Origin of the sequence: Bacillus sp. FSL W8-0770, assembly GCF_038008705.1 — a bacterium.
Taxonomy (GTDB): Bacteria; Bacillota; Bacilli; order Bacillales; family Bacillaceae_G; genus Bacillus_A; species Bacillus_A cereus.
The window spans coordinates 4,246,191-4,267,930 of the sequence record NZ_JBBOZR010000001.1 but is presented as its reverse complement, the minus strand read 5'-3'; the positions used below and the strand labels follow the sequence as shown (position 1 = coordinate 4,267,930).

Below are 21,740 nucleotides of genomic sequence, written 5' to 3'. Positions count from 1 at the left end.
AATTGCTGTTTTTCTTTATGTTTAGCTACGTTCCTCCGCGGAAATACTAAGAGATAAAATATTGCGGGAGGAAATAAATAATGAGCTGGACAAATATATTTTTAGTTGTTCAACTTGTTTTTGGTGTAATTGTCGGATTGTATTTCTGGCATTTACTTCGAAATCAACGAACACAAAAAGTTTCAATTGATCGAGAATCGAAAAAAGAATTAGAACAACTTCGTAAAATGCGTGAGATTTCTTTAACAGAGCCGCTAGCAGAAAAGGTGCGTCCTACAACCTTTTTAGATATTGTAGGGCAAGAGGACGGGATTAAGTCGTTAAAAGCGGCTCTTTGTGGTCCGAATCCGCAACATGTAATCATATATGGCCCACCAGGTGTTGGGAAAACAGCGGCAGCACGTCTTGTATTAGAAGAAGCGAAACGAAATCCTAAATCTCCATTTCGTACGAATGCAACATTTATTGAACTTGATGCGACAACAGCTCGGTTTGATGAACGTGGTATCGCAGACCCTTTAATTGGTTCGGTGCATGATCCGATTTATCAAGGTGCTGGGGCGATGGGGCAAGCAGGTATCCCGCAACCGAAAAAAGGGGCTGTAACAGATGCACATGGTGGTATTTTGTTTATTGATGAGATTGGCGAGCTCCATCCGATTCAAATGAACAAAATGTTAAAGGTGTTAGAAGATCGAAAAGTATTTTTAGAAAGTGCGTACTATAGTGAAGAAAATACAATGATCCCAACATATATACATGATATTTTCCAAAAAGGCTTACCGGCAGATTTTCGCTTAGTTGGAGCAACGACACGTTCGCCAGAGGAAATTCCTCCTGCTATTCGGTCACGTTGCTTAGAAGTATTTTTCCGTGAATTAGATACGGAAGAAATTCAAAAAGTAGCGAAAAATGCCGCGGAAAAAGTGGAAATGCAAATAGGTGAAAATGGTATTGAGATGATTGGGATGTATGCAAGGAATGGACGAGAAGCGATTAATCTCGTGCAAATCTCTGCGGGTATGGCGATAAATGAAGAACGTTCTTTCATTAAGGATGAAGATATAGAGTGGGTTGTTCACTCAAGTCAGCTTACACCGAAATATGAAAAGCGCATTTATCCGATTCCAAGGATTGGTCTTGTAAATGGTCTTGCTGTATACGGACCAAATACAGGTGCGTTATTAGAAATTGAAGTAACAGCAATTTCGGCGAAAGATAAAGGATCGGTAAATGTTACCGGAATTGTGGAAGAAGAAAGTATTGGTAGTCAAACGAAATCGATTCGTCGTAAAAGTATGGCGAAAGGCTCTGTTGATAATGTATTAACAGTACTTCGTTCTTTAGATGTGTTGCCAGAAGGATACGATATACATATTAATTTTCCAGGTGGTATCCCAATTGATGGCCCTTCTGCAGGAATCGCTATGGCAACAGGTGTATATTCTGCGGTGCATCGCACGTATGTAAATAATGAAGTAGCGATGACAGGTGAAATAAGTATACACGGAGAAGTAAAGCCTATTGGTGGCGTATACGCAAAAATAAAAGCTGCGAAAAAAGCGGGAGCTAAGAAAGTCATTATTCCTGCTGAAAATATGCAACCATTTTTGTATACGATCAAGGGAATTGAAATTATTCCTGTTCGTAAGTTAAAAGAAGTATTTGAGTTAACGTTTATGCAAGAAAATATGCATAGAGAGCTAGATGTACATACTCACGTAGACGAAACAGATGCACAATCTATGTAAAAATAAACAATAATAAAATTTGCCAGACTTCGTTTAAGTTTGTATGCTTAATCGGAGTCTTTTTCTTTTCGTGAGGTAGAAAAACAAGCTATTTACAATTGCGCGGAATCTCAGCAATTGCATCTAGGTGTATTGTAATATAAAATAGTTGAACAGGAGTTTAATTTATTATGGAGGTGCTATGTCTAGTATGAATACGAACGAAAGAATCGTGCCCCTCCTACCATTAAGAGGCGTTCTCGTATATCCAACGATGGTTTTGCATCTTGATGTAGGACGTGATAAATCGATACAAGCACTAGAGCAGGCGGCAATGGATGAAAATATCATCTTTTTAGCAATGCAAAAAGAAATGAATATCGATGATCCGAAAGAAGATGACATATATAGTGTAGGTACAGTGGCGAAAGTGAAGCAAATGTTAAAATTGCCGAACGGTACGCTTCGTGTCCTTGTGGAAGGTTTACATAGAGCAGAAGTAATAGAGTTTATCGAAGAAGAAAATGTAGTACAAGTTTCTATTAAAACGGTAACTGAAGAAGTAGAAGATGATTTAGAAGAGAAAGCTTTTATGCGTACGTTACTGGAGCATTTCGAACAATATATTAAAGTTTCGAAAAAAGTTTCAAATGAAACTTTTGCAACGGTAGCTGATGTGGAAGAACCAGGGAGATTAGCTGATTTAATTGCTTCTCACTTGCCGATTAAAACGAAGCAGAAACAAGAGATTTTAGAGATTGTATCTGTAAAAGAACGATTACAAACACTTATTTCAATTATTCAAGATGAACAAGAGTTACTTAGCCTAGAAAAGAAAATTGGGCAAAAAGTGAAACGTTCCATGGAGCGCACGCAAAAAGAATATTTCTTACGTGAGCAAATGAAGGCGATTCAAACTGAACTTGGCGACAAAGAAGGCAAGGGCGGAGAAGTAGAAGAACTTCGTGAGAAAATTGAACAGTCAGGAATGCCGGAAGAAACAATGAAGGCGGCCCTGAAAGAATTAGATCGTTATGAAAAGTTACCAGCAAGTTCTGCGGAGAGTGGTGTTATTCGCAATTATATTGATTGGTTATTAGCGCTTCCGTGGACAGAGGCAACAGAAGATATAATTGACCTTGCTCATTCGGAAGAGATTTTAAATAACGATCATTACGGTCTTGAAAAAGTGAAAGAGCGTGTACTTGAATATTTAGCTGTACAGAAGTTAACGAATTCATTAAAAGGACCTATCCTTTGTTTAGTAGGCCCTCCTGGGGTCGGCAAAACTTCGTTAGCGCGTTCAATTGCAACATCATTAAATCGTAACTTCGTCCGTGTATCTCTTGGTGGTGTGCGTGATGAATCTGAAATTCGTGGTCACCGTCGTACATATGTTGGAGCAATGCCAGGACGCATTGTTCAAGGTATGAAAAAGGCGAAAACAGTTAATCCAGTCTTCTTATTAGATGAGATTGATAAAATGTCTAACGATTTCCGTGGAGATCCATCAGCGGCATTACTTGAAGTATTAGATCCAGAACAAAACCATAACTTCAGTGATCATTACATTGAAGAACCATATGATCTATCAAAAGTTATGTTTGTAGCAACTGCTAATACACTTTCAAGTATTCCGGGTCCATTACTTGACCGTATGGAAATCATTTCGATTGCTGGCTATACAGAACTTGAAAAAGTACACATTGCTCGTGAGCATTTGTTGCCGAAACAATTAAAAGAACATGGCTTACGAAAAGGTAATTTACAAGTGCGTGATGAAGCGCTTCTTGAGATTATTCGTTATTATACACGTGAGGCTGGTGTTCGTACGCTAGAGCGCCAAATTGCAAAAGTTTGCCGTAAAGTAGCGAAGATTATCGTTACAGCAGAACGTAAACGTATCGTTGTGACAGAGAAAAAGATTGTTGATTTACTTGGTAAACACATATTCCGTTATGGGCAAGCTGAAAAAACAGACCAAGTTGGTATGGCAACAGGTCTAGCTTACACAGCAGCAGGCGGCGATACACTTGCCATTGAAGTTTCTGTAGCGCCAGGAAAAGGGAAACTAATTTTAACAGGGAAACTTGGGGATGTTATGAAAGAATCAGCACAAGCTGCGTTTAGTTATATACGTTCTCGTGCAGAAGAGCTTCAGATCGATCCGAATTTCCATGAGAAAAATGATATTCATATTCACGTTCCAGAAGGAGCAGTTCCAAAAGACGGACCGTCAGCAGGTATTACGATGGCAACGGCACTTATTTCTGCGCTAACAGGTATTCCTGTAAGTAAAGAAGTGGGTATGACAGGTGAAATTACACTTCGTGGTCGTGTATTACCAATTGGTGGTTTAAAAGAAAAAACATTAAGTGCTCACCGCGCAGGCTTAACAAAAATTATTTTGCCAGCAGAAAACGAGAAAGATTTAGATGATATTCCAGAGAGCGTAAAAGAAAACCTTACGTTTGTGCTTGCATCTCATTTAGATGAAGTATTGGAGCACGCATTAGTAGGAGTGAAACAATGAAAGTAACAAAAGCAGATATTGTAATTAGTGCTGTTAAACCAGAACAATATCCAGACAGTGATTTACCAGAAATTGCATTAGCAGGTCGTTCAAATGTGGGGAAGTCTTCCTTTATAAATAAAATTTTAAATCGTAAAAAGTTAGTGCGTATTTCTTCTAAACCAGGAAAAACGCAAACGCTGAACTTTTTCTTAATCAATGAGATGATGCACTTTGTTGACGTTCCAGGTTATGGATATGCGAAAGTATCTAAATCCGAGCGCGCTGCATGGGGGAAAATGATTGAAACGTACTTTACAACGCGTGAGCAATTAGACGCAGCTGTATTAGTAGTTGATTTACGTCACCAACCAACAAGTGATGACGTGATGATGTATGATTTCTTAAAGCATTATGAAATCCCAACAATTATTATTGCGACGAAAGCCGATAAAATTCCAAAAGGGAAATGGCAAAAGCATTTAAAAGTTGTAAAAGAAACGCTTGCTGTTGAAATTGGCGATGAAATTGTTCTATTCTCTTCTGAAACAGGACTTGGAAAAGAAGAAGCGTGGAAAGCAATTCATAAATTTACAAAAACAAAAAACGCGTGACGAATGTCGCGCGTTTTTGTTTTGCTAAATTTTTTAGCGTACGTTTAATGTAACTTCAATATTTCCTCGTGTTGCTTTCGAGTAAGGACATACACCGTGAGCCGCTTCTACAAGTTCTTGTGCTTCGTTATGTGAAACGCCAGCCACATGTACATCAAGTACAGCAGATAGGCCGAAACCACCATCTGTATCTTTTCCGATAGAAACGTGAGCAGTTACTTCTGTACTTTCTACTTTCACACGTTTTGTACGAATGACAAGTTGTAATGCACTATCGAAACAAGCTGCATAACCAGCTGCAAATAGTTGTTCTGGATTTGTTGCTTCTCCGCCTGCACCACCTAGTGCTTTCGGCATTTTTACATCAAGATTTAATATGCCATCATCTGAAACTACTTTCCCATTTCTTCCACCTGTTGCTGTTACTGAAGCAGTATATAATTTATCCATATTTATTCCCCTTTTCCATCATTAATTGTTTTCATTGTGTCAATTAGTTTATTTAGCTGAATTAATAAAGAGCGATATTCTTGCTCTGTAATTCCTAAGTTTGTAGCCATCGTTGTCGGTAATGAACAAGCCTTTTCCTTTAAATCTTTGCCTTGTTCTGTTAATTCAATACAAACTTTTCGCTCGTCTTCTTTGGAACGAACACGTTTTACAAGTTTTAATGATTCCATGCGTTTTAACATAGGTGTTAACGTACCAGAATCTAAAAATAGACGTTCTCCAATTTCTTTTACTGTTAGTCCATCTTGCTCCCATAGTACGAGTAAAGTAATGTACTGGGGATACGTAATACCCATTTCTTCTAAATAAGGTCGATAAAAACGAGTAACCTCTCTAGAGCAGGCGTAAATAGAAAAACAAAGTTGGTTATCTAGATGCAAAGAGTCCTCTGTCATAAATAACTCCCTTCTAATTAAGTTGTGCACAATTTAATTTCGTAAAACCAATATAACGAAAAAGAAATACAATGTCAAATACATTGTATTGAGAAAGTCTTTGTTGCATTTTGGAACAATCATACATATTTTCCTTCATGATGAAAGAAGATAGGGAAGATGATGTTATAATTTATATGGAATAGTTTCCATCACTTGATTATGAGGGCTTTTTTTGGTAACGTACAAATAGAGTTATTAATTTATAATCATTATAAAGTAGAAGTTTTTTTATTAGTGTTACTGAATCTCCTTTATTACATACGGAGAATAATTAAAAAATAATCAGTTGTTCACACGATTGTCAGATTCATAAGAGGAAAGTTGTATTATGATAGTAGATAAAGTGATAAAACGGGTGAAGGGGGACATGCTGCGTGCATATTCTTGTTGTTAGTGTAAATTATCGAACAGCCCCTGTAGAATTTCGTGAGAAACTCACATTTCAGGCAGCAGAACTAGAGCGAGCGATGACTACATTACAAAATCAAAAGAGCGTGTTAGAGAATGTCATTGTATCAACTTGTAATCGCACTGAGATTTATGCTGTTGTCGATCAATTACACACGGGACGGTATTATATTAAGAAGTTTTTAGCTGATTGGTTTCAGCTTGAAATAGAAGAAGTCGCGCCATATTTAACTATTTTTGAACAAGATGGTGCAATAGATCATTTATTCCGCGTAACGTGCGGTTTAGATTCTATGGTAGTCGGAGAAACGCAGATTTTAGGTCAAATAAAAGATAGCTTTTTAGAAGCGCAACAAGTTAAAGCAACAGGCACAATTTTTAATGAATTGTTTAAGCAAGTCATTACATTAGCAAAACGTGCCCACTCAGAAACAACAATCGGGGAAAGTGCGATGTCTGTTAGTTATGCTGCTGTTGAGCTTGGAAAGAAAATATTTGGCGAGTTAACAGATTGTCATGTGCTTATTCTTGGTGCTGGTAAAATGGGCGAACTTGCACTGCAAAACTTATATGGAAGTGGTGCTCGTAAAGTAACAGTTATGAATAGGACCCTTTCGAAAGCAGAAGTAATGGCTGAGAAATATATGGGACATGCAAAATCGTTAAGCGAATTACAATGTGCATTATTAGAAGCAGATATTTTAATTAGTTCAACTGGTGCATCTGAGTATGTCATTACGAAAGAGATGATGACAAAGGTGGAGAAAATGCGCTCTGGTCGCCCTTTGTTTATGGTTGACATTGCAGTGCCACGTGATATTGATCCAGCGATTGATGAGCTAGAAGGTTCTTTCTTGTATGATATTGATGATTTACAAGGAGTAGTGGAGGCAAACCGTGCTGAGCGTTTGAAAGAAGCAGAGAAAATTCAATTTATGATTGAAGAGGAAATTGTTCTATTTAAAACGTGGTTAAGTACACTTGGTGTTGTTCCATTAATATCAGCTCTTCGTGATAAGGCACTTGCAATCCAAAGTGAAACGATGGTAAGCCTAGAGCGAAAAATACCAAACCTTAGTGATCGTGAGAAAAAAGTTATTAGTAAGCATACGAAAAGTATTATTAATCAATTATTAAAAGACCCAATTTTAGTAGCGAAAGAAATAGCTGCTGAAGAGGGAGCGAGCGAAAAATTAGCGTTATTTGCGAAGATTTTCGATTTAGAAACGGAAGACGTAGAGAATTGTGCGGAAGAAGTAGAACATAAAAAAGTGTGGACACCATCCGTTCCATCTTTATAATTTGGAAGGATGATCGGATGAGTTTTTTAAATAACAGTATTATTTATCATATTGCAATTATTCTATATGCTTGTAGCATTAGTTTATATTTTATAGATTATTTCCAAAGTAACCGAAAGGCGAACCGATTTGCTTTTTGGTTACTTTCGATTGTATGGGTCCTGCAGTCTATTTTTATGTTACTTAGGGCTACAGATTCAGAAACGAATCCTATTTTAACTTTATTATCAGGGATATATTTTTATGTTTGGTTATTGATTACGATGTCGTTAGTCATTAATCGATTTATGAGAATTGACTTTTTAGTCTTTTTTACAAATGTTGTTGCATTTGGCGTAAGCGCTTTTTCTATTTTTACACCGCTCGGAAAGATGTCGCCAGTACTTGCGGAACAATTAGTTTCAGAACTTGTATACGTGCATGTCGGTATGGCAATTATTTCTTACGCAACGTTTACTGTATCGTTCATTTTTTCTATTATGTACTTATTACAATATCGCCTATTAAAAAAGAAAAAATGGAATGCGAGATTAAGAAGATTAGGGAATTTACCGAAGCTAGAATCTATGTCTTACGGATTAAATTTATTTTCTGTTCCATTTTTCTTACTAGCAATTTTATTGGGATGTATATGGGGATATACAAAATTGGACAATTTCCATTGGTATGATACGAAAGTAATCGGATCTTTTGTCGTTCTATTTGTGTATTGCACAGGTTTATATTTACGAGCGGCAGATGTGTTGCAAGGTAAGAAAATTGTACAGTGGAATATCGGATCGTTTCTCGTAATGCTAGTAAACATTTTTCTATTAAGCAGTTTATCCAATTTCCACTTTTGGTATTTATAATGAGGAGAGAGAATTATGCGCAAAATTATTGTAGGATCACGAAAGAGTAAACTAGCATTAACGCAAACAAACTGGTTTATTGATCAGTTAAAAGCCCTAGGTCTACCATATGAATTTGAAGTGAAAGAAATTGTCACAAAAGGTGATGTTATTTTAGATGTTACTCTTTCAAAAGTAGGCGGCAAAGGCTTGTTTGTAAAAGAGATTGAACACGCGCTACTTACGAAAGAAATCGATATGGCTGTACATAGTATGAAAGATATGCCAGCCGTACTTCCAGAAGGTTTAATGATTGGCTGTACACCAAAGCGTGTTGACCCTCGTGATGCTTTTATCTCAAAAAATGGAGCATCGTTTAAAGAGTTAGCGGAAGGTGCTATTTTAGGTACGAGTAGTTTAAGACGTAGTGCACAGCTACTCGCTGCGAGACCAGATTTACAAGTGAAGTGGATTCGCGGGAATATCGATACACGTTTACGTAAATTAAAAGAAGAAGATTACGATGCGATTATTTTAGCGACAGCTGGATTACAAAGAATGGGCTGGGATGATGAAGTTATTACAGAACATTTAGATGAAACGTTATGTGTACCTGCTGTAGGACAAGGTGCATTAGCGATTGAGTGTCGTGAGGATGATAAGGATTTATTGCAGTTGTTAGCGCATATTAATGATGCGATAACAGAAAGAACAGTGGCGGCGGAGCGAGTATTTCTTCATAAACTTGAAGGTGGATGCCAAGTTCCAATCGCTGGATATGCAACCCTTACAGAAAACGATGCAATCGAATTAACAGCTCTTGTCGGCTCTATGGATGGCTCTGTTTTATTAAAAGAGACAGTAGTGGGTACTGATCCTGAGGAAGTAGGATTAGAGGCCGCGGACCGTTTAATTAAGCAAGGCGCCAAAGAACTCATTCTTGCTGCAAATAAGGAGCAACAATAAATATGAACGCTCTCGCTGGAAAAACGGTATTGATTACACGTGCCCAGCATCAAGCGAAACAAATGAGTGTAGCAGTGAAAGAAAAGAGCGGAATTCCATTGGAAATTCCGCTTTTGCGTATGGAAGGTATGTCTCATAGGCAAATTCAACATATTGAAGAGCAGCTACATTCATACGACTGGGTTATTTTTACGAGCAGAAATGGTGTAGCTTTTTTTCTAGATAGTTTAAAAAAGAAACTACCACTAACCATTAAAATCGCTGCGGTAGGTGTGAAAACAAAATTAGAGTTAGAAAAAAGGGGCTATCAAGTTCATTTTGTTCCGACTTCATTTGTTGCAGAAGCATTTGCAGAAGAGTTTCTAAAAGAATTAAGTGGAAATGAACGTATTTTATTTCCGAAAGGGAATTTAGCAAGAGAGGTAATTCCGGTTGCACTTCGGGAAATTGGTGTTTCTCTAGATGAGCTAACCGTATACGGTACGAAAGTGAATATAGAAAAAAAGCAAGAGCTTATAGCGGCATTGAAGTTAGGGAAAGTAGACATTATTACATTTACGAGCCCTTCAACTGTTACTAGTTTTGTTCGTTTACTTGAGGGTACAAACTGGAGAGAATGGACAAAAAAATGTACAATTGCTTGTATAGGACCTATTACGGAAAAAGAGGCAAGTCTTTATTTTCCGTCTGTTATTGTGCCGAAAGAGTACACTGTAGAAGCATTACTACAATATGTTTGTGAATCTATAAAATGAAAGAATGGGGATAGAAATCTATGAACTCTTTACAATTTAATCGTCATCGTCGTTTAAGACAAAGCGGGGGCATGCGTGCGCTTGTGCGTGAAACGTTTTTACATACGGAAGATTTTATTTACCCTATTTTTGTATTAGAAGGTGAAAATGTTCGTAATGAAGTTCCTTCTATGCCAGGCGTATATCAAATGTCTTTAGATTTATTGCAAGCTGAAATGCAAGAAGTTGTTGATTTAGGTATTCGTTCTGTTATTGTATTTGGTTTACCTGCTGAAAAGGATGAAGTTGGATCATCAGCATATTGTGATCATGGAATTGTACAACGTGCTATTCAGCAAATTAAAGGTGATTTCCCTGAGCTAGTAGTAGTTGCAGACACATGTTTATGTCAATTTACAAGCCATGGTCATTGCGGTGTAATTGAAGATGGTATTATTTTAAATGACGAGTCTCTTGCAGTTCTTGCGAAAACAGCTGTAAGTCAAGCGAAAGCAGGAGCGGACATTATTGCGCCATCAAACATGATGGACGGCTTTGTAACAGCAATTCGCCATGCATTAGACGAAAATGGTTTTGGACACGTGCCAGTTATGTCGTACGCTGTGAAATATTCATCAGCATTTTATGGACCATTCCGTGATGCTGCGCACGGTGCACCGCAATTTGGTGACCGTAAAACATATCAAATGGATCCGGCAAACCGTATGGAAGCATTCCGTGAAGCAGAATCAGATGTAATGGAAGGTGCAGATTTCTTAATCGTAAAACCAGCTCTTTCTTACTTAGATATCGTTCGTGATGTGAAAAACAACTTTAATTTACCAGTTGTCGCTTATAATGTAAGTGGTGAATATTCGATGATTAAAGCGGCAGCGCAAAATGGTTGGATTAATGAAAAAGAAGTTGTTCTTGAAAAATTAATTAGTATGAAACGTGCAGGAGCAGATTTAATTATTACGTATCATGCAAAAGATGCAGCAAGATGGTTACAAGAAGGAGGCGCTAAATAATGAAAAAGTTTGATAAGTCAATTGCAGCGTTTGAAGAGGCGCAAGACTTAATGCCTGGTGGCGTAAATAGCCCGGTTCGTGCCTTTAAGTCTGTTGGGATGAATCCGTTGTTTATGGAGCGTGGAAAAGGCTCTAAAGTATATGATATCGATGGGAATGAATACATCGACTACGTATTATCATGGGGTCCTTTAATTCATGGTCATGCAAATGATCGTGTTGTAGAAGCGTTAAAATCTGTTGCTGAAAGAGGTACAAGCTTCGGTGCACCAACAGAAATTGAAAATAAATTAGCAAAACTTGTTATTGAGCGCGTGCCATCAATTGAGATTGTGCGTATGGTTAACTCTGGAACGGAAGCAACAATGAGTGCACTACGTTTAGCTCGTGGTTATACAGGTCGTAATAAAATCTTGAAATTTATCGGTTGTTACCACGGTCATGGTGATTCGTTATTAATTAAAGCTGGTTCTGGTGTGGCGACTTTAGGTTTACCAGATAGTCCTGGTGTACCAGAAGGTGTAGCGAAAAATACGATTACAGTAGCTTATAACGATTTAGAAAGCGTAAAATACGCGTTTGAACAATTCGGTGATGATATTGCTTGTGTAATTGTAGAACCAGTAGCAGGAAATATGGGGGTTGTTCCTCCGCAGCCTGGATTTTTAGAAGGTCTTCGTGAAGTAACAGAACAAAACGGTGCATTGCTTATTTTTGATGAAGTAATGACAGGGTTCCGAGTAGCTTATAATTGTGGCCAAGGTTATTATGGCGTAACGCCTGATTTAACATGCTTAGGTAAAGTAATCGGTGGTGGTTTACCAGTAGGAGCATACGGTGGTAAAGCGGAAATTATGCGCCAAGTTGCGCCAAGCGGACCAATTTACCAAGCTGGTACTTTATCAGGTAACCCACTTGCAATGGCGGCAGGTTATGAAACGTTAGTGCAGTTAACGCCAGAATCATATGTAGAATTTGAGCGTAAAGCTGAAATGTTAGAAGCTGGATTACGTAAAGCAGCTGAAAAACATGGCATTCCGCACCATATTAACCGTGCAGGCTCTATGATTGGTATTTTCTTTACAGATGAACCCGTTATTAATTACGATGCAGCAAAATCTTCAAACTTAGAATTCTTTGCGGCTTACTATCGTGAAATGGTAGAACAAGGTGTATTCTTACCACCATCTCAATTCGAAGGTTTATTCTTATCGACAGCACATAGTGATGCAGATATTGAAGCGACGATTGCAGCAGCTGAAATTGCAATGTCAAAATTAAAAGCGTAATGTATTAGAGAAAATCGCTCTCCATAAGGGGAGCGATTTTTTTTATTCATAAAGTAAGCTTTCCGCACATAAATCTGTAATGACATATAGTTTGGGAGGGGGAAAAGAAGTGGCTGCAGATCATTCATTACGATTTTCATTAAAAGAATCTGTGTGGTTCCAAAAAGGACAGGAAGTCGAAGAACTTTTGTCAATTTCGTTAGATCCAGACGTTGAGATAGAAGAGCTTGATCATGAAGTAATCGTGAGAGGACAATTAGATTTAACGGGAGAGTATGTTGCACGAAAAGATGATTCGGCGTATTCATTAAGAGAACTATCGCCAGCAAAGTCAATTGATTATGTAGAAACAAGAGAAGATGGGGTTAATGAACTTGTTCATTCCTTTCCACTTGAAATATCAATTCCGAGAAATCGAGTGAAAGTAATTGAAGAGCTATATGTATCAATCGAGGAATTTGATTATGAATTAAAGGAAAATGGTTGCTTACAATTATTAGCGGATATATCTATTACCGGTTTGTGTGATGAAGAGAGAGGCGAGGATGAAGTTGAAGAGGAAGAAACGGTGTATGCTGAGTTAGAAGAAGATTCAGCGCAAGAGGATGAAAATAGACCGGCGCCGCATGTAGAAGAACCGGCATATAAGGAATCAGATGAGTGGGAAGATTACGCATTTGAACCGTTCCAATTAGAGGAAAGAAAAGAGCAGGAATTAGAAGAAGAGAAAATAGAAGAACATGAATTTGTGGAACGTGAAGAGGAGCAAGAAACAACGCCGCAATTTGAACTGTTCGGACGAAAAGATTTCAAGAAAGAAAAAGCGAAAAAGCAGGAAGAACAAGAAGAAGAGTACTCACAGCGAGATGAAAATGCGCTTTATTTAACAAAACTATTTACGAAAGAACCGGAAGAAGAATTTACAAAGTTAAGAATGTATTTCGTGCAAGAAGGAGATACAATTGAATCTATTGCAGACCGTTATGAAACGTCTGTACAAAATTTATACCGTGTTAATCAAACAGAAGATATATTTTTAAATACAGGGCAAATTATTTATATTCCCGTTTCAAGGGTAAAGACGAAATAAGGAAGTGAGTGTTTTCACTCACTTCCTTTCTTAGAGGCTATGTTTTGAATAGAAAGGGTTATTCGTATGGATATTGAGTTGCGAAATCACTATGAACCTATCGTGAGGCAATATAGATTGGATACGCAGCATATGGAAGAGCACGGAAATGTAATGAAAATTTATACGAATCAAGGTCCATATGCACTCAAGAAAATAGAAGGCAGAAAGTTAGAGCGGAATAACTTTCTGCATCATATTCAATATTTGAAGGAGAAAGGTTTTTCAAATTATGTACCTATATATCATGCGACGGATGGAAGTTATATTTTAAGTGACGGGACGTATAATTATTATTTAATGCCTTGGTTAGAACGTGCAGAAGGAAACGGTGAGGACAATGATCAATACCATAAAATGTTTCAGACACTTGGAACGTTGCATCAAAAAACTGTGAAGGAAGAAACGTATACGGAAGAAGATTTAGAAAAACATTATACAAGTATATCCGATCGTTGGGAAAATGATGGTGAGATGTTAGAAGAGTTTCTCGTAGAATCTGAATCAAAATGGTATATGTCCCCGTTTGAATTGCAATATTGTACGTACTATCATCATGTAATGAGAGCGCGTGAATTTGCAACGAAGCAATTAAATGAGTGGAACGATGCGATGAAAGAAAAAGAGAAAACGCGTATTACTTTTGTGCATGGTAATGTGTCACTTAATCATTTTTTATTTGACTATGAGCGGAATGGCTATTTTATTAGTTTAGAAAAATCGAAGTTTGCAACGCCTGTGCAAGATATAGTAGGTTTTTATTCACGGTCTTTAAACACATATCCAATCGCAAGAAGTGATCGGTTTGAATGGTTTCAAATGTATCAAAAAAATTTCCCTTTTACGAAAGAAGAGCAACTACTTATGTTTGCGTATATGACGTATCCATCGCAATTTATTCGGCAAATCCAGTCCTATAAGAAAAGAAGAGATAATCGCAACGAGGAAAATGAACTGCGCGGAGTAAAGAGTTTGCAACAATCGCATTGGCTCGTTAGCAATATAGAATATTTCCTGTCACAATTACAAGCTGCCCAGCAAGGGAACGGATAAAGTAAAGGCATTCCCCGCTGATGATTAGCCTTCACCAATTGGGCGTTTACGGGCAGCAGGGCTCCCATCTAACTTCTTTGATTCAGCTGAGTTTTGAGGTGGAGGTCTTACTGCCCGCAAATAGCGGGGTAAAGAAGATAAGTAGAGGATTCTACTTATCTTCTTTTTTGGCACGAAAAGCTGTAGTTTTAAATTTATCTTGACGAATAAGGTTTCGTTTTTTACACTATTGTATATAATAATTAACAATCATATAAATGCCTTGAAGGGGAAGAGTATAACATGAAACGTCTTCAGAGAGGAGAATCATTAGCTGGGAGATTCTCTAGATAGTTATGTTAGAAGGTAGCCCTGGAGCATCTTTTCTGAACGGAATAGTTCTTATTAGGAAAAGACGGATTTGTCCGTTATCAAATTAAGAGTATAAGCAAATTATGAATTTGTTTGTAAATAAAGGTGGTACCGCGATGTCCCTCGTCCTTTTTGGATGAGGGACATTTTTTATTTTAAGGAGGGAAAATAATGTCAAACACGGAAAAGAATTTACCAACTAAATATGATCATATGTCCGTTGAAGAAGGCCTTTATCAATGGTGGCTTGAAGGCAAATATTTTGAAGCAACAGGAGACGAGAAGAAACAACCGTATACAATTGTAATTCCACCTCCGAACGTAACTGGTAAGTTACACCTAGGTCATGCTTGGGATACAACTCTTCAAGATATTTTAACTCGTACGAAGCGTATGCAAGGATACGATGTGCTATGGCTTCCAGGAATGGACCATGCTGGTATCGCAACACAAGCGAAAGTAGAAGGAAAACTTCGTGAAGAAGGTATTTCACGTTACGATCTTGGCCGTGAAAAATTCCTTGAAAAAGCTTGGGAGTGGAAAGAAGAGTACGCTTCTCACATTCGTCAACAATGGGGAAAAGTTGGTTTAGGACTAGACTATTCTCGTGAACGCTTTACATTAGACAAAGGTTTATCAGATGCGGTTAATAAAGTATTCGTTCAATTATACGAAAAAGGCTTAATTTACCGTGGTGAATATATCATCAACTGGGATCCAGCAACACGCACAGCTCTTTCTGATATTGAAGTAATTCATAAAGAAGTTCAAGGTGCATTCTACCATATGAACTATCCGTTAACAGATGGTTCTGGTCACATTCGTCTTGCGACAACTCGTCCAGAAACGATGCTGGGTGATACAGCAGTAGCAGTTCATCCCGAAGACGATCGTTACAAACATTTAATCGGAAAAACAGTTACACTTCCAATCGTAGGCCGTGAGATTCCGATTATTGCTGATGAGTACGTAGAAAAAGATTTCGGAACGGGCGTTGTAAAAATTACACCAGCTCATGACCCGAATGACTTTGAAGTAGGTAACCGTCATGACTTACCACGCATTTTAGTAATGAACGAAGATGGAACAATGAACGAAAAAGCTGGTAAGTATAACGGTATGGATCGTTTCGAATGCCGTAAAGAATTAGTGAAAGACTTACAAGAAGCTGGCGTATTAGTAGAAATCGAGCCACATATGCATTCAGTAGGTCATAGTGAGCGTAGCGGTGCAGTTGTTGAGCCTTATTTATCAACACAGTGGTTCGTAAAAATGGCTCCACTTGCTGAAAAAGCAGTAGCGCTTCAACAAAAAGAAGAAGAAAAAGTAACGTTCGTACCAGAGCGTTTTGAAAACACATATTTACGCTGGATGGAAAATATTCATGACTGGTGTATTTCTCGTCAATTATGGTGGGGACACCGTATTCCAGCTTGGTACCATAAAGAAACTGGTGAAGTATACGTAGGTACAGAAGCACCAGCAGATATTGAAAACTGGAATCAAGATAATGACGTACTTGATACATGGTTCAGTTCAGCGTTATGGCCATTTTCAACACTTGGTTGGCCAAATGAAGATTCAGCAGACTTCAAACGTTACTATTCAACAGATGCACTAGTAACGGGTTATGATATCATCTTCTTCTGGGTATCTCGTATGATTTTCCAAGGTTTAGAGTTTACAGGAGAGCGTCCATTTAAAGATGTATTAATTCACGGTTTAGTTCGTGATGAGCAAGGTCGTAAAATGAGTAAATCTCTTGGTAACGGTATTGATCCAATGGATGTTATCGAGAAGTACGGTGCAGATGCAATGCGTTTCTTCTTATCAACAGGAAGTGCACCAGGTCAAGATTTACGTTTCAGCATGGAAAAAGTAGAATCTACTTGGAACTTCATTAATAAAATTTGGAACGCATCACGTTTCGTATTAATGAACATGGATGATATGAAGTATGAAGAAATCGATTTAACTGGTGAAAAATCAGTAGCAGATAAGTGGATCTTAACTCGCTTAAACGAAACAATCGAAAGCGTAACACGTAACATGGATAAATATGAGTTCGGTGAAGCTGGTCGTTCATTATACAACTTCATTTGGGACGATTTCTGTGATTGGTATATTGAAATGGCGAAACTTCCACTATACGGTGAAGATGAAGCAGCTAAGAAAACAACTCGTTCTATTTTAGCTTACGTATTAGATCAAACAATGCGTCTATTACACCCATTCATGCCATTCGTAACAGAGAAAATTTGGCAACATTTACCGCATGAAGGCGAGTCTATTACAGTAGCTGCGTGGCCAACAGTTCGCGAAGATTTACAAGATACGGAAGCTGCGGCAGAAATGCACCTTCTAGTTGATATCATTCGCTCTGTTCGTAACATCCGTGCAGAAGTAAATACGCCAATGAGCAAAAAAGTTCAAATGCAAATTAAAGCAAAAGATGAGGCTGTACTTGCTCAACTTACGAAAAACAGCTCTTACATTGAGCGTTTCTGTAACCCAAGCGAATTAACAATTCAAACGGACTTACAAGCGCCAGAAAAAGCAATGACTGCAATCGTATCAGGTGCAGAGTTATTCTTACCGTTAGCTGATCTTATCAATCTTGATGAAGAGAGAGCTCGTCTTGAGAAAGAACTTGAGAAGTTCGATAAAGAAGTAGAACGTGTACAGAAGAAACTTTCTAACCAAGGTTTCGTAGCGAAAGCTCCTGCAGCGGTTATTGAAGGAGAGCGTGCGAAAGAGCAAGATTACCTAGAAAAACGCGAAGCAGTTCGTCAACGTCTAGCAGATCTTGAAAAGTAAAAATGTTTTTAGAGACTCACTATATTGGTGAGTCTCTTTTCTTTGCGTATAATAGAACTATGAAAGTTGTCTTTTGAAAGGGGAAAAACATACGTGATACATACATACGAAGAAGCGATAGGGTGGATCCATAGCCGATTGAAATTTGGAATTAAGCCAGGATTAGAAAGAATGAGATGGATGTTAGAAGAACTTGGAAATCCAGAGCGTCATATAAAATGTGTTCATCTTGCTGGTACAAATGGAAAAGGTTCAACGTTAACATATATGCGTTACATGTTAGAAGGCGCGAAATATAAGGTAGGAACGTTTACCTCTCCTTACATCGAATCATTTAATGAACGCATTAGTGTGAATGGAACACCAATTGCAGACGAAGAGATTACTGAACTTGTAAAGATGGTAAAACCAGTCGTGGAAAAACTAGATGAAACGGATTTAGGGGAAGCGACAGAGTTTGAAATTATTACTGTTATGGCGATTTGCTATTTCGGTAAAGTCAATTTCTGTGATGTTGTTTTATTTGAAACAGGGCTTGGTGGACGTTTTGACTCTACCAATGTCATACACCCTGTTCTCACGATTATTACGAATATCGGTCACGATCATATGCATATTTTAGGAAATACACTAGGGGAAATTGCATATGAAAAGGCAGGGATTATTAAGTCTGGCGTGCCGGTAATTACTGGTGTACAAGATGAAGAAGCTTTGCAAGTCATTCAAAATGTTGCAAAGGAAAATCATGCAAACTTATACGAACTTAGCAAGCATTTTACAGCGTTACATAAACAGTCTAATGAAGATGGGGAACAGTTTGATTTTACTTGTCCTTTTTCCGCATTTGAAGATTTGCAAATCTCAATGAAAGGCATTCATCAAGTAGGAAATGCAGCGTTAGCACTTATGGCAGTAATGTATGTAAAAACATATTTATCATTTTTAATTGAGGAAGAGGAAATAAGAACGGGATTACTGGAAGCATATTGGATTGGGCGCTTTGAAAAGCTACAAAGTAACCCGGATATTATTATAGATGGTGCTCATAATCCAGAAGGTATCGAAAGCCTTGTGAAAACAGTAGAAGCGCATTACAAAGATAAAAATGTAATAGTGTTATTTACTGCCCTTGGTGATAAACAATTACATAACATGGTAGGCCAATTAGAAACCATTGCAGATGAAATTATTTTTACAACATTCGCCTTTGATCGTGCTATTTCTGCTGACAAGCTTGCATCATATTCACAGAAAGAATCAAAATTAGTTTTTGAAAATTGGAAAGAGGCAATTGATACAAAAGTTGAAAAGATAGCAGAAAATGATGTTTTTATCATAACAGGTTCTCTTTATTTCATTTCTGAAGTACGAAAATATATTCGCGAGAAAAACTAGATAGTCTTTGCTATCTAGTTTTTTTGTTCTACAAATGAAGTCAAATGCATACATATAAGATAAATATATAGGGTTATTTGGCGAATTCCTCTGACAAATATCTCGTTTTTTTATGAAATGAATATGATATGATGCGGACAACGATAAGAGGTGAGGTGTGAGTGTATGGACAAGCAATCACGAACGATCTCAGTGAAAGTGAATGGAACAGAAGCGAAGTATGAGGAAAAAAAGAAAGATGAATTTGAATGGATGGTAGTAGAAAGTGAACGACCGAAAAATGTTGTTCCGTTTCAAAAAGCGAAATCAATGTCTGTGGAAAAATACCGAAAGAAGTGGAGTAATACATTAATTGTAATCGTTGCAACTGCAATCATTATCGGTACAGCTTTTGGAATGGGGATGCTTCATTTACTTACTGGACAAGGAACGACAGGAGGAAGTGAAGTGACAGCTTCAAGGCCGACTGGAAATGGAGAATCAAAGGTGGGTGGAACGGCAGAACAAACACCAGCACCGAAAGAAGAAAAACAAAAAGCACAGGCAGGAACGTCATTGGATCCGATGAAATTATTTTTTGTTCAAGGGGGGCTTTATTCTTCTGAAGAAAAGGGACAGGCAGCTCTTGAAGAATGGAAAGGCAATGGGGGCATTGGTGCTTTGAGACCGAGCGGTGATAAGTATGCAATAGTTGTTGGTATTGCTAGCGATGAACAGTCTATAAATCAATTAATGACTAAGTATAAAAATGATGGTGTCTCCGTTTTAAAAAAGAGCTGGGATATAACAGATAAAGCATTGCTGAAAGATGATAAAGAAGTAGGGACATTTTTAACAAAAGTGCAGCCATTATACACTCATTTAGCAAAATATGCTTCTAGCGTACAAGTTGGTGGAAAAAGCAGCCAAAAAGATATAGAAGCAATTGAAAAAGAATGGAAAAAGGTTGAAAAAGAAGGGGAAAGTATGAAACGAGAAGAAGCAAAGAAACTGTATATGTATACGTCGGTAGCTGTACAAACAGTAAAAGATGGGAAGGTGGATAAGGAATCTTTGGCGAAATTAAATCAAGTTATTATTGATGGTTTACTCTCGTATGAAAAAATTGTTTCGTAGAAAGTGAAATGATAGGATAATAAAATGAGTAAGAAAGAAGTACATGTACTTCTTTCTTTTCTTTTGAATTTAGAGCAAAGTGCTTTCTCTATGACGGGAATATAATCGTATGCAATAAAGAAGTTTTATTTTAGTTAGAGAAATTAATATTTCTTTCATTTGTGGGCAAACTATTCCTTTGATACGATTAATATAAATTGTTCTGCTTCATGTGAGAAAGGAAGGAGAAAATATGAGAAAAATAATTTTAGCTTCAGGATCACCTCGGAGGAAGGAATTACTTGAGTTAGCTAGTGTGCCATTTGAAATCGTTGTAAGTGAAGTAGAGGAAACAATTGGTGCATATTCATCGCCTTCTGATATTGTAATGTCGCTTGCCTTGCAAAAAGCATCAGCGGTGGCAGAAAATAATAGTGATCACATTGTGTTAGGTGCAGATACAATTGTTACATATGAGTCGCGTATTCTTGGTAAGCCTTCTAATGAGGATGAGGCGAAAGAGATGTTACAATTACTATCAGGGAAAACACATGAAGTGTATACAGGTGTTGCGATTATAGCAAAAGAAAAAACGGTTACTTTTTATGAGCGTACAGAAGTTACATTTTGGGAGTTAACAGAAGAGGAAATTGATACATACGTCGCGTCGAAAGAACCTCTTGATAAAGCCGGTAGTTATGGGATTCAAGGTAAAGGATCTATTTTCGTTCAAAATATTCAAGGGGACTACTATAGTGTAGTTGGCTTACCGATCGCACGCCTCGTTCGGGAATTAAAACAATTTGATATTGATGTAACCCATGCGTAAAATTGCATGGGGTTTTCTTTGAGAGAACAAATAAAGGGGTGGAGAGATGAACGGTATTCGTGATGTTGTAAGAGAAGAACAGCCACGGGAGCGTTTATTATTAGAAGGTGCTGGAAGTTTATCCAATCGAGAGCTTCTCGCAGTGTTACTCAGAACAGGTTCTAAAGAAGAAACAGTTTTAAAGTTGTCAGATAAAATTTTACACCAATTTGATGGCTTACGTATGTTGAAAGATGCAACATTAGAAGAGCTAATTAGTATACATGGTATTGGGATTTCAAAGGCATCGCAACTTATGGCAGCCTTTGAACTAGGCAGAAGAATGGTACGTTTAGAATATCAAAATAGATATAGTATTCGAAGTCCAGAAGATTGTGCGAAATACATGATGGAAGAAATGCGTTTTTTACAACAAGAGCATTTTGTTTGTTTATATTTAAATACAAAAAATCAAGTTATACATAGGCAAACGATCTTTATTGGAAGCTTAAACACGTCAATTGTACACCCGAGGGAAGTTTTTAAAGAAGCCTTCCGTCGTGCAGCAGCCTCTATCATATGTCTTCATAACCATCCCTCAGGAGATCCCTTAAATGTAGTAACCTAAACTAGAGTACTCTAAGTATTCTAAGTTTAGGTTTTTTTAATTTCGATGCTTTAATGATTGAATATATAAAGGTAATATTTATAGTAGTTAAAGTATTTAAAG

At 37.6% G+C, this 21,740-nt stretch carries 18 protein-coding genes and 1 other annotated feature; of the genes, 16 read left to right on the top strand and 2 right to left on the bottom strand.

Features of this window, described 5'->3' with window-relative positions; genetic code table 11:
• Positions 1-80 precede the first annotated feature (80 nt).
• From lonB to ysxC, 3 genes are all read left to right on the top strand, one after another.
• Positions 81-1,751, top strand: coding sequence for an ATP-dependent protease LonB (gene lonB, locus NST27_RS21930; RefSeq protein WP_000119182.1), 1,671 nt, complete (start codon positions 81-83; stop codon positions 1,749-1,751).
• Positions 1,752-1,932: 181 nt separating this feature from the next.
• Positions 1,933-4,263, top strand: coding sequence for an endopeptidase La (gene lon, locus NST27_RS21925; RefSeq protein ID WP_000097286.1), 2,331 nt, complete (start codon positions 1,933-1,935; stop codon positions 4,261-4,263).
• On the top strand, positions 4,260-4,856 hold the full coding sequence (gene ysxC / locus NST27_RS21920) for a ribosome biogenesis GTP-binding protein YsxC (protein ID WP_000869116.1): 597 nt from the start codon (positions 4,260-4,262) through the stop codon (positions 4,854-4,856). The genes lon and ysxC overlap by 4 nt, the downstream gene beginning before the upstream one ends.
• A gap of 33 nt (positions 4,857-4,889) precedes the next feature.
• Here the strand turns inward: ysxC and NST27_RS21915 are convergent, their stop codons facing one another.
• Together NST27_RS21915 and NST27_RS21910 are read right to left on the bottom strand one after the other, a co-directional pair.
• Positions 4,890-5,306: an organic hydroperoxide resistance protein gene (locus NST27_RS21915; RefSeq protein WP_000359779.1), complete on the bottom strand. Its 417-nt coding sequence runs from the start codon at positions 5,304-5,306 to the stop codon at positions 4,890-4,892.
• Between the two features lie 2 nt (positions 5,307-5,308).
• A complete protein-coding gene (locus NST27_RS21910; protein WP_000133916.1) occupies positions 5,309-5,761 on the bottom strand; it encodes a MarR family winged helix-turn-helix transcriptional regulator in 453 nt (150 codons plus the stop codon).
• Between the two features lie 416 nt (positions 5,762-6,177).
• Between NST27_RS21910 and hemA the strand changes: the two genes are divergently transcribed.
• The 13 genes from hemA to radC all read left to right on the top strand — a co-directional run bounded on the left by hemA (position 6,178) and on the right by radC (position 21,638).
• Positions 6,178-7,512, top strand: a complete 1,335-nt coding sequence (gene hemA / locus NST27_RS21905; RefSeq protein WP_000547866.1) for a glutamyl-tRNA reductase — start codon at positions 6,178-6,180, stop codon at positions 7,510-7,512.
• Between the two features lie 17 nt (positions 7,513-7,529).
• Positions 7,530-8,363, top strand: coding sequence for a cytochrome c biogenesis protein (locus NST27_RS21900; RefSeq protein ID WP_000008999.1), 834 nt, complete (start codon positions 7,530-7,532; stop codon positions 8,361-8,363).
• 15 nt (positions 8,364-8,378) lie between these two features.
• Positions 8,379-9,308, top strand: a complete 930-nt coding sequence (gene hemC, locus NST27_RS21895; RefSeq protein ID WP_001226399.1) for a hydroxymethylbilane synthase — start codon at positions 8,379-8,381, stop codon at positions 9,306-9,308.
• A 2-nt stretch (positions 9,309-9,310) separates the two neighbouring features.
• On the top strand, positions 9,311-10,063 hold the full coding sequence (hemD, locus tag NST27_RS21890; protein ID WP_000992349.1) for a uroporphyrinogen-III synthase: 753 nt from the start codon (positions 9,311-9,313) through the stop codon (positions 10,061-10,063).
• A gap of 20 nt (positions 10,064-10,083) precedes the next feature.
• Positions 10,084-11,073, top strand: coding sequence for a porphobilinogen synthase (gene hemB / locus NST27_RS21885; protein WP_001087065.1), 990 nt, complete (start codon positions 10,084-10,086; stop codon positions 11,071-11,073).
• Positions 11,073-12,362, top strand: coding sequence for a glutamate-1-semialdehyde 2,1-aminomutase (gene hemL / locus NST27_RS21880; RefSeq protein ID WP_000712943.1), 1,290 nt, complete (start codon positions 11,073-11,075; stop codon positions 12,360-12,362). Before hemB ends, hemL begins: the two co-directional genes overlap by 1 nt.
• A gap of 79 nt (positions 12,363-12,441) precedes the next feature.
• A complete protein-coding gene (gene spoVID, locus NST27_RS21875) occupies positions 12,442-13,452 on the top strand; it encodes a stage VI sporulation protein D (RefSeq protein ID WP_128267123.1) in 1,011 nt (336 codons plus the stop codon).
• 66 nt (positions 13,453-13,518) lie between these two features.
• Positions 13,519-14,544, top strand: a complete 1,026-nt coding sequence (ysxE, locus tag NST27_RS21870) for a spore coat protein YsxE (RefSeq protein WP_000350658.1) — start codon at positions 13,519-13,521, stop codon at positions 14,542-14,544.
• Between the two features lie 253 nt (positions 14,545-14,797).
• Positions 14,798-15,029 (top strand) — a binding site (T-box leader).
• A gap of 37 nt (positions 15,030-15,066) precedes the next feature.
• Positions 15,067-17,712: a valine--tRNA ligase gene (locus NST27_RS21865; RefSeq protein WP_000072250.1), complete on the top strand. Its 2,646-nt coding sequence runs from the start codon at positions 15,067-15,069 to the stop codon at positions 17,710-17,712.
• A 93-nt stretch (positions 17,713-17,805) separates the two neighbouring features.
• Complete coding sequence (locus NST27_RS21860) at positions 17,806-19,107, top strand: bifunctional folylpolyglutamate synthase/dihydrofolate synthase (protein WP_000582067.1); 1,302 nt, start codon at positions 17,806-17,808, stop codon at positions 19,105-19,107.
• 165 nt (positions 19,108-19,272) lie between these two features.
• Positions 19,273-20,223 carry a hypothetical protein gene (locus NST27_RS21855; RefSeq protein ID WP_000361011.1) on the top strand — a complete coding sequence of 317 codons (951 nt, stop codon included), beginning with the start codon at positions 19,273-19,275 and terminating at the stop codon, positions 20,221-20,223.
• Positions 20,224-20,455: 232 nt separating this feature from the next.
• Complete coding sequence (locus tag NST27_RS21850) at positions 20,456-21,031, top strand: Maf family protein (RefSeq protein WP_001226291.1); 576 nt, start codon at positions 20,456-20,458, stop codon at positions 21,029-21,031.
• Between the two features lie 46 nt (positions 21,032-21,077).
• Positions 21,078-21,638, top strand: coding sequence for a RadC family protein (gene radC / locus NST27_RS21845; RefSeq protein ID WP_047386900.1), 561 nt, complete (start codon positions 21,078-21,080; stop codon positions 21,636-21,638).
• Positions 21,639-21,740 lie beyond the last annotated feature (102 nt).

Excerpts from the sequence above, each read along its gene's own strand:
- lonB (WP_000119182.1), top strand. The coding sequence starts at position 81 with ATGAGCTGGACAAATATATTTTTAGTTGTTCAACTTGTTTTTGGTGTA.
- lon (WP_000097286.1), top strand. The coding sequence starts at position 1,933 with ATGTCTAGTATGAATACGAACGAAAGAATCGTGCCCCTCCTACCATTA.
- ysxC (WP_000869116.1), top strand. The coding sequence starts at position 4,260 with ATGAAAGTAACAAAAGCAGATATTGTAATTAGTGCTGTTAAACCAGAA.
- NST27_RS21915 (WP_000359779.1), bottom strand. The coding sequence starts at position 5,306 with ATGGATAAATTATATACTGCTTCAGTAACAGCAACAGGTGGAAGAAAT.
- NST27_RS21910 (WP_000133916.1), bottom strand. The coding sequence starts at position 5,761 with ATGACAGAGGACTCTTTGCATCTAGATAACCAACTTTGTTTTTCTATT.
- NST27_RS21900 (WP_000008999.1), top strand. The coding sequence starts at position 7,530 with ATGAGTTTTTTAAATAACAGTATTATTTATCATATTGCAATTATTCTA.
- hemC (WP_001226399.1), top strand. The coding sequence starts at position 8,379 with ATGCGCAAAATTATTGTAGGATCACGAAAGAGTAAACTAGCATTAACG.
- hemD (WP_000992349.1), top strand. The coding sequence starts at position 9,311 with ATGAACGCTCTCGCTGGAAAAACGGTATTGATTACACGTGCCCAGCAT.
- hemB (WP_001087065.1), top strand. The coding sequence starts at position 10,084 with ATGAACTCTTTACAATTTAATCGTCATCGTCGTTTAAGACAAAGCGGG.
- hemL (WP_000712943.1), top strand. The coding sequence starts at position 11,073 with ATGAAAAAGTTTGATAAGTCAATTGCAGCGTTTGAAGAGGCGCAAGAC.
- spoVID (WP_128267123.1), top strand. The coding sequence starts at position 12,442 with ATGACATATAGTTTGGGAGGGGGAAAAGAAGTGGCTGCAGATCATTCA.
- ysxE (WP_000350658.1), top strand. The coding sequence starts at position 13,519 with ATGGATATTGAGTTGCGAAATCACTATGAACCTATCGTGAGGCAATAT.
- NST27_RS21865 (WP_000072250.1), top strand. The coding sequence starts at position 15,067 with ATGTCAAACACGGAAAAGAATTTACCAACTAAATATGATCATATGTCC.
- NST27_RS21855 (WP_000361011.1), top strand. The coding sequence starts at position 19,273 with ATGGACAAGCAATCACGAACGATCTCAGTGAAAGTGAATGGAACAGAA.
- NST27_RS21850 (WP_001226291.1), top strand. The coding sequence starts at position 20,456 with ATGAGAAAAATAATTTTAGCTTCAGGATCACCTCGGAGGAAGGAATTA.
- radC (WP_047386900.1), top strand. The coding sequence starts at position 21,078 with ATGAACGGTATTCGTGATGTTGTAAGAGAAGAACAGCCACGGGAGCGT.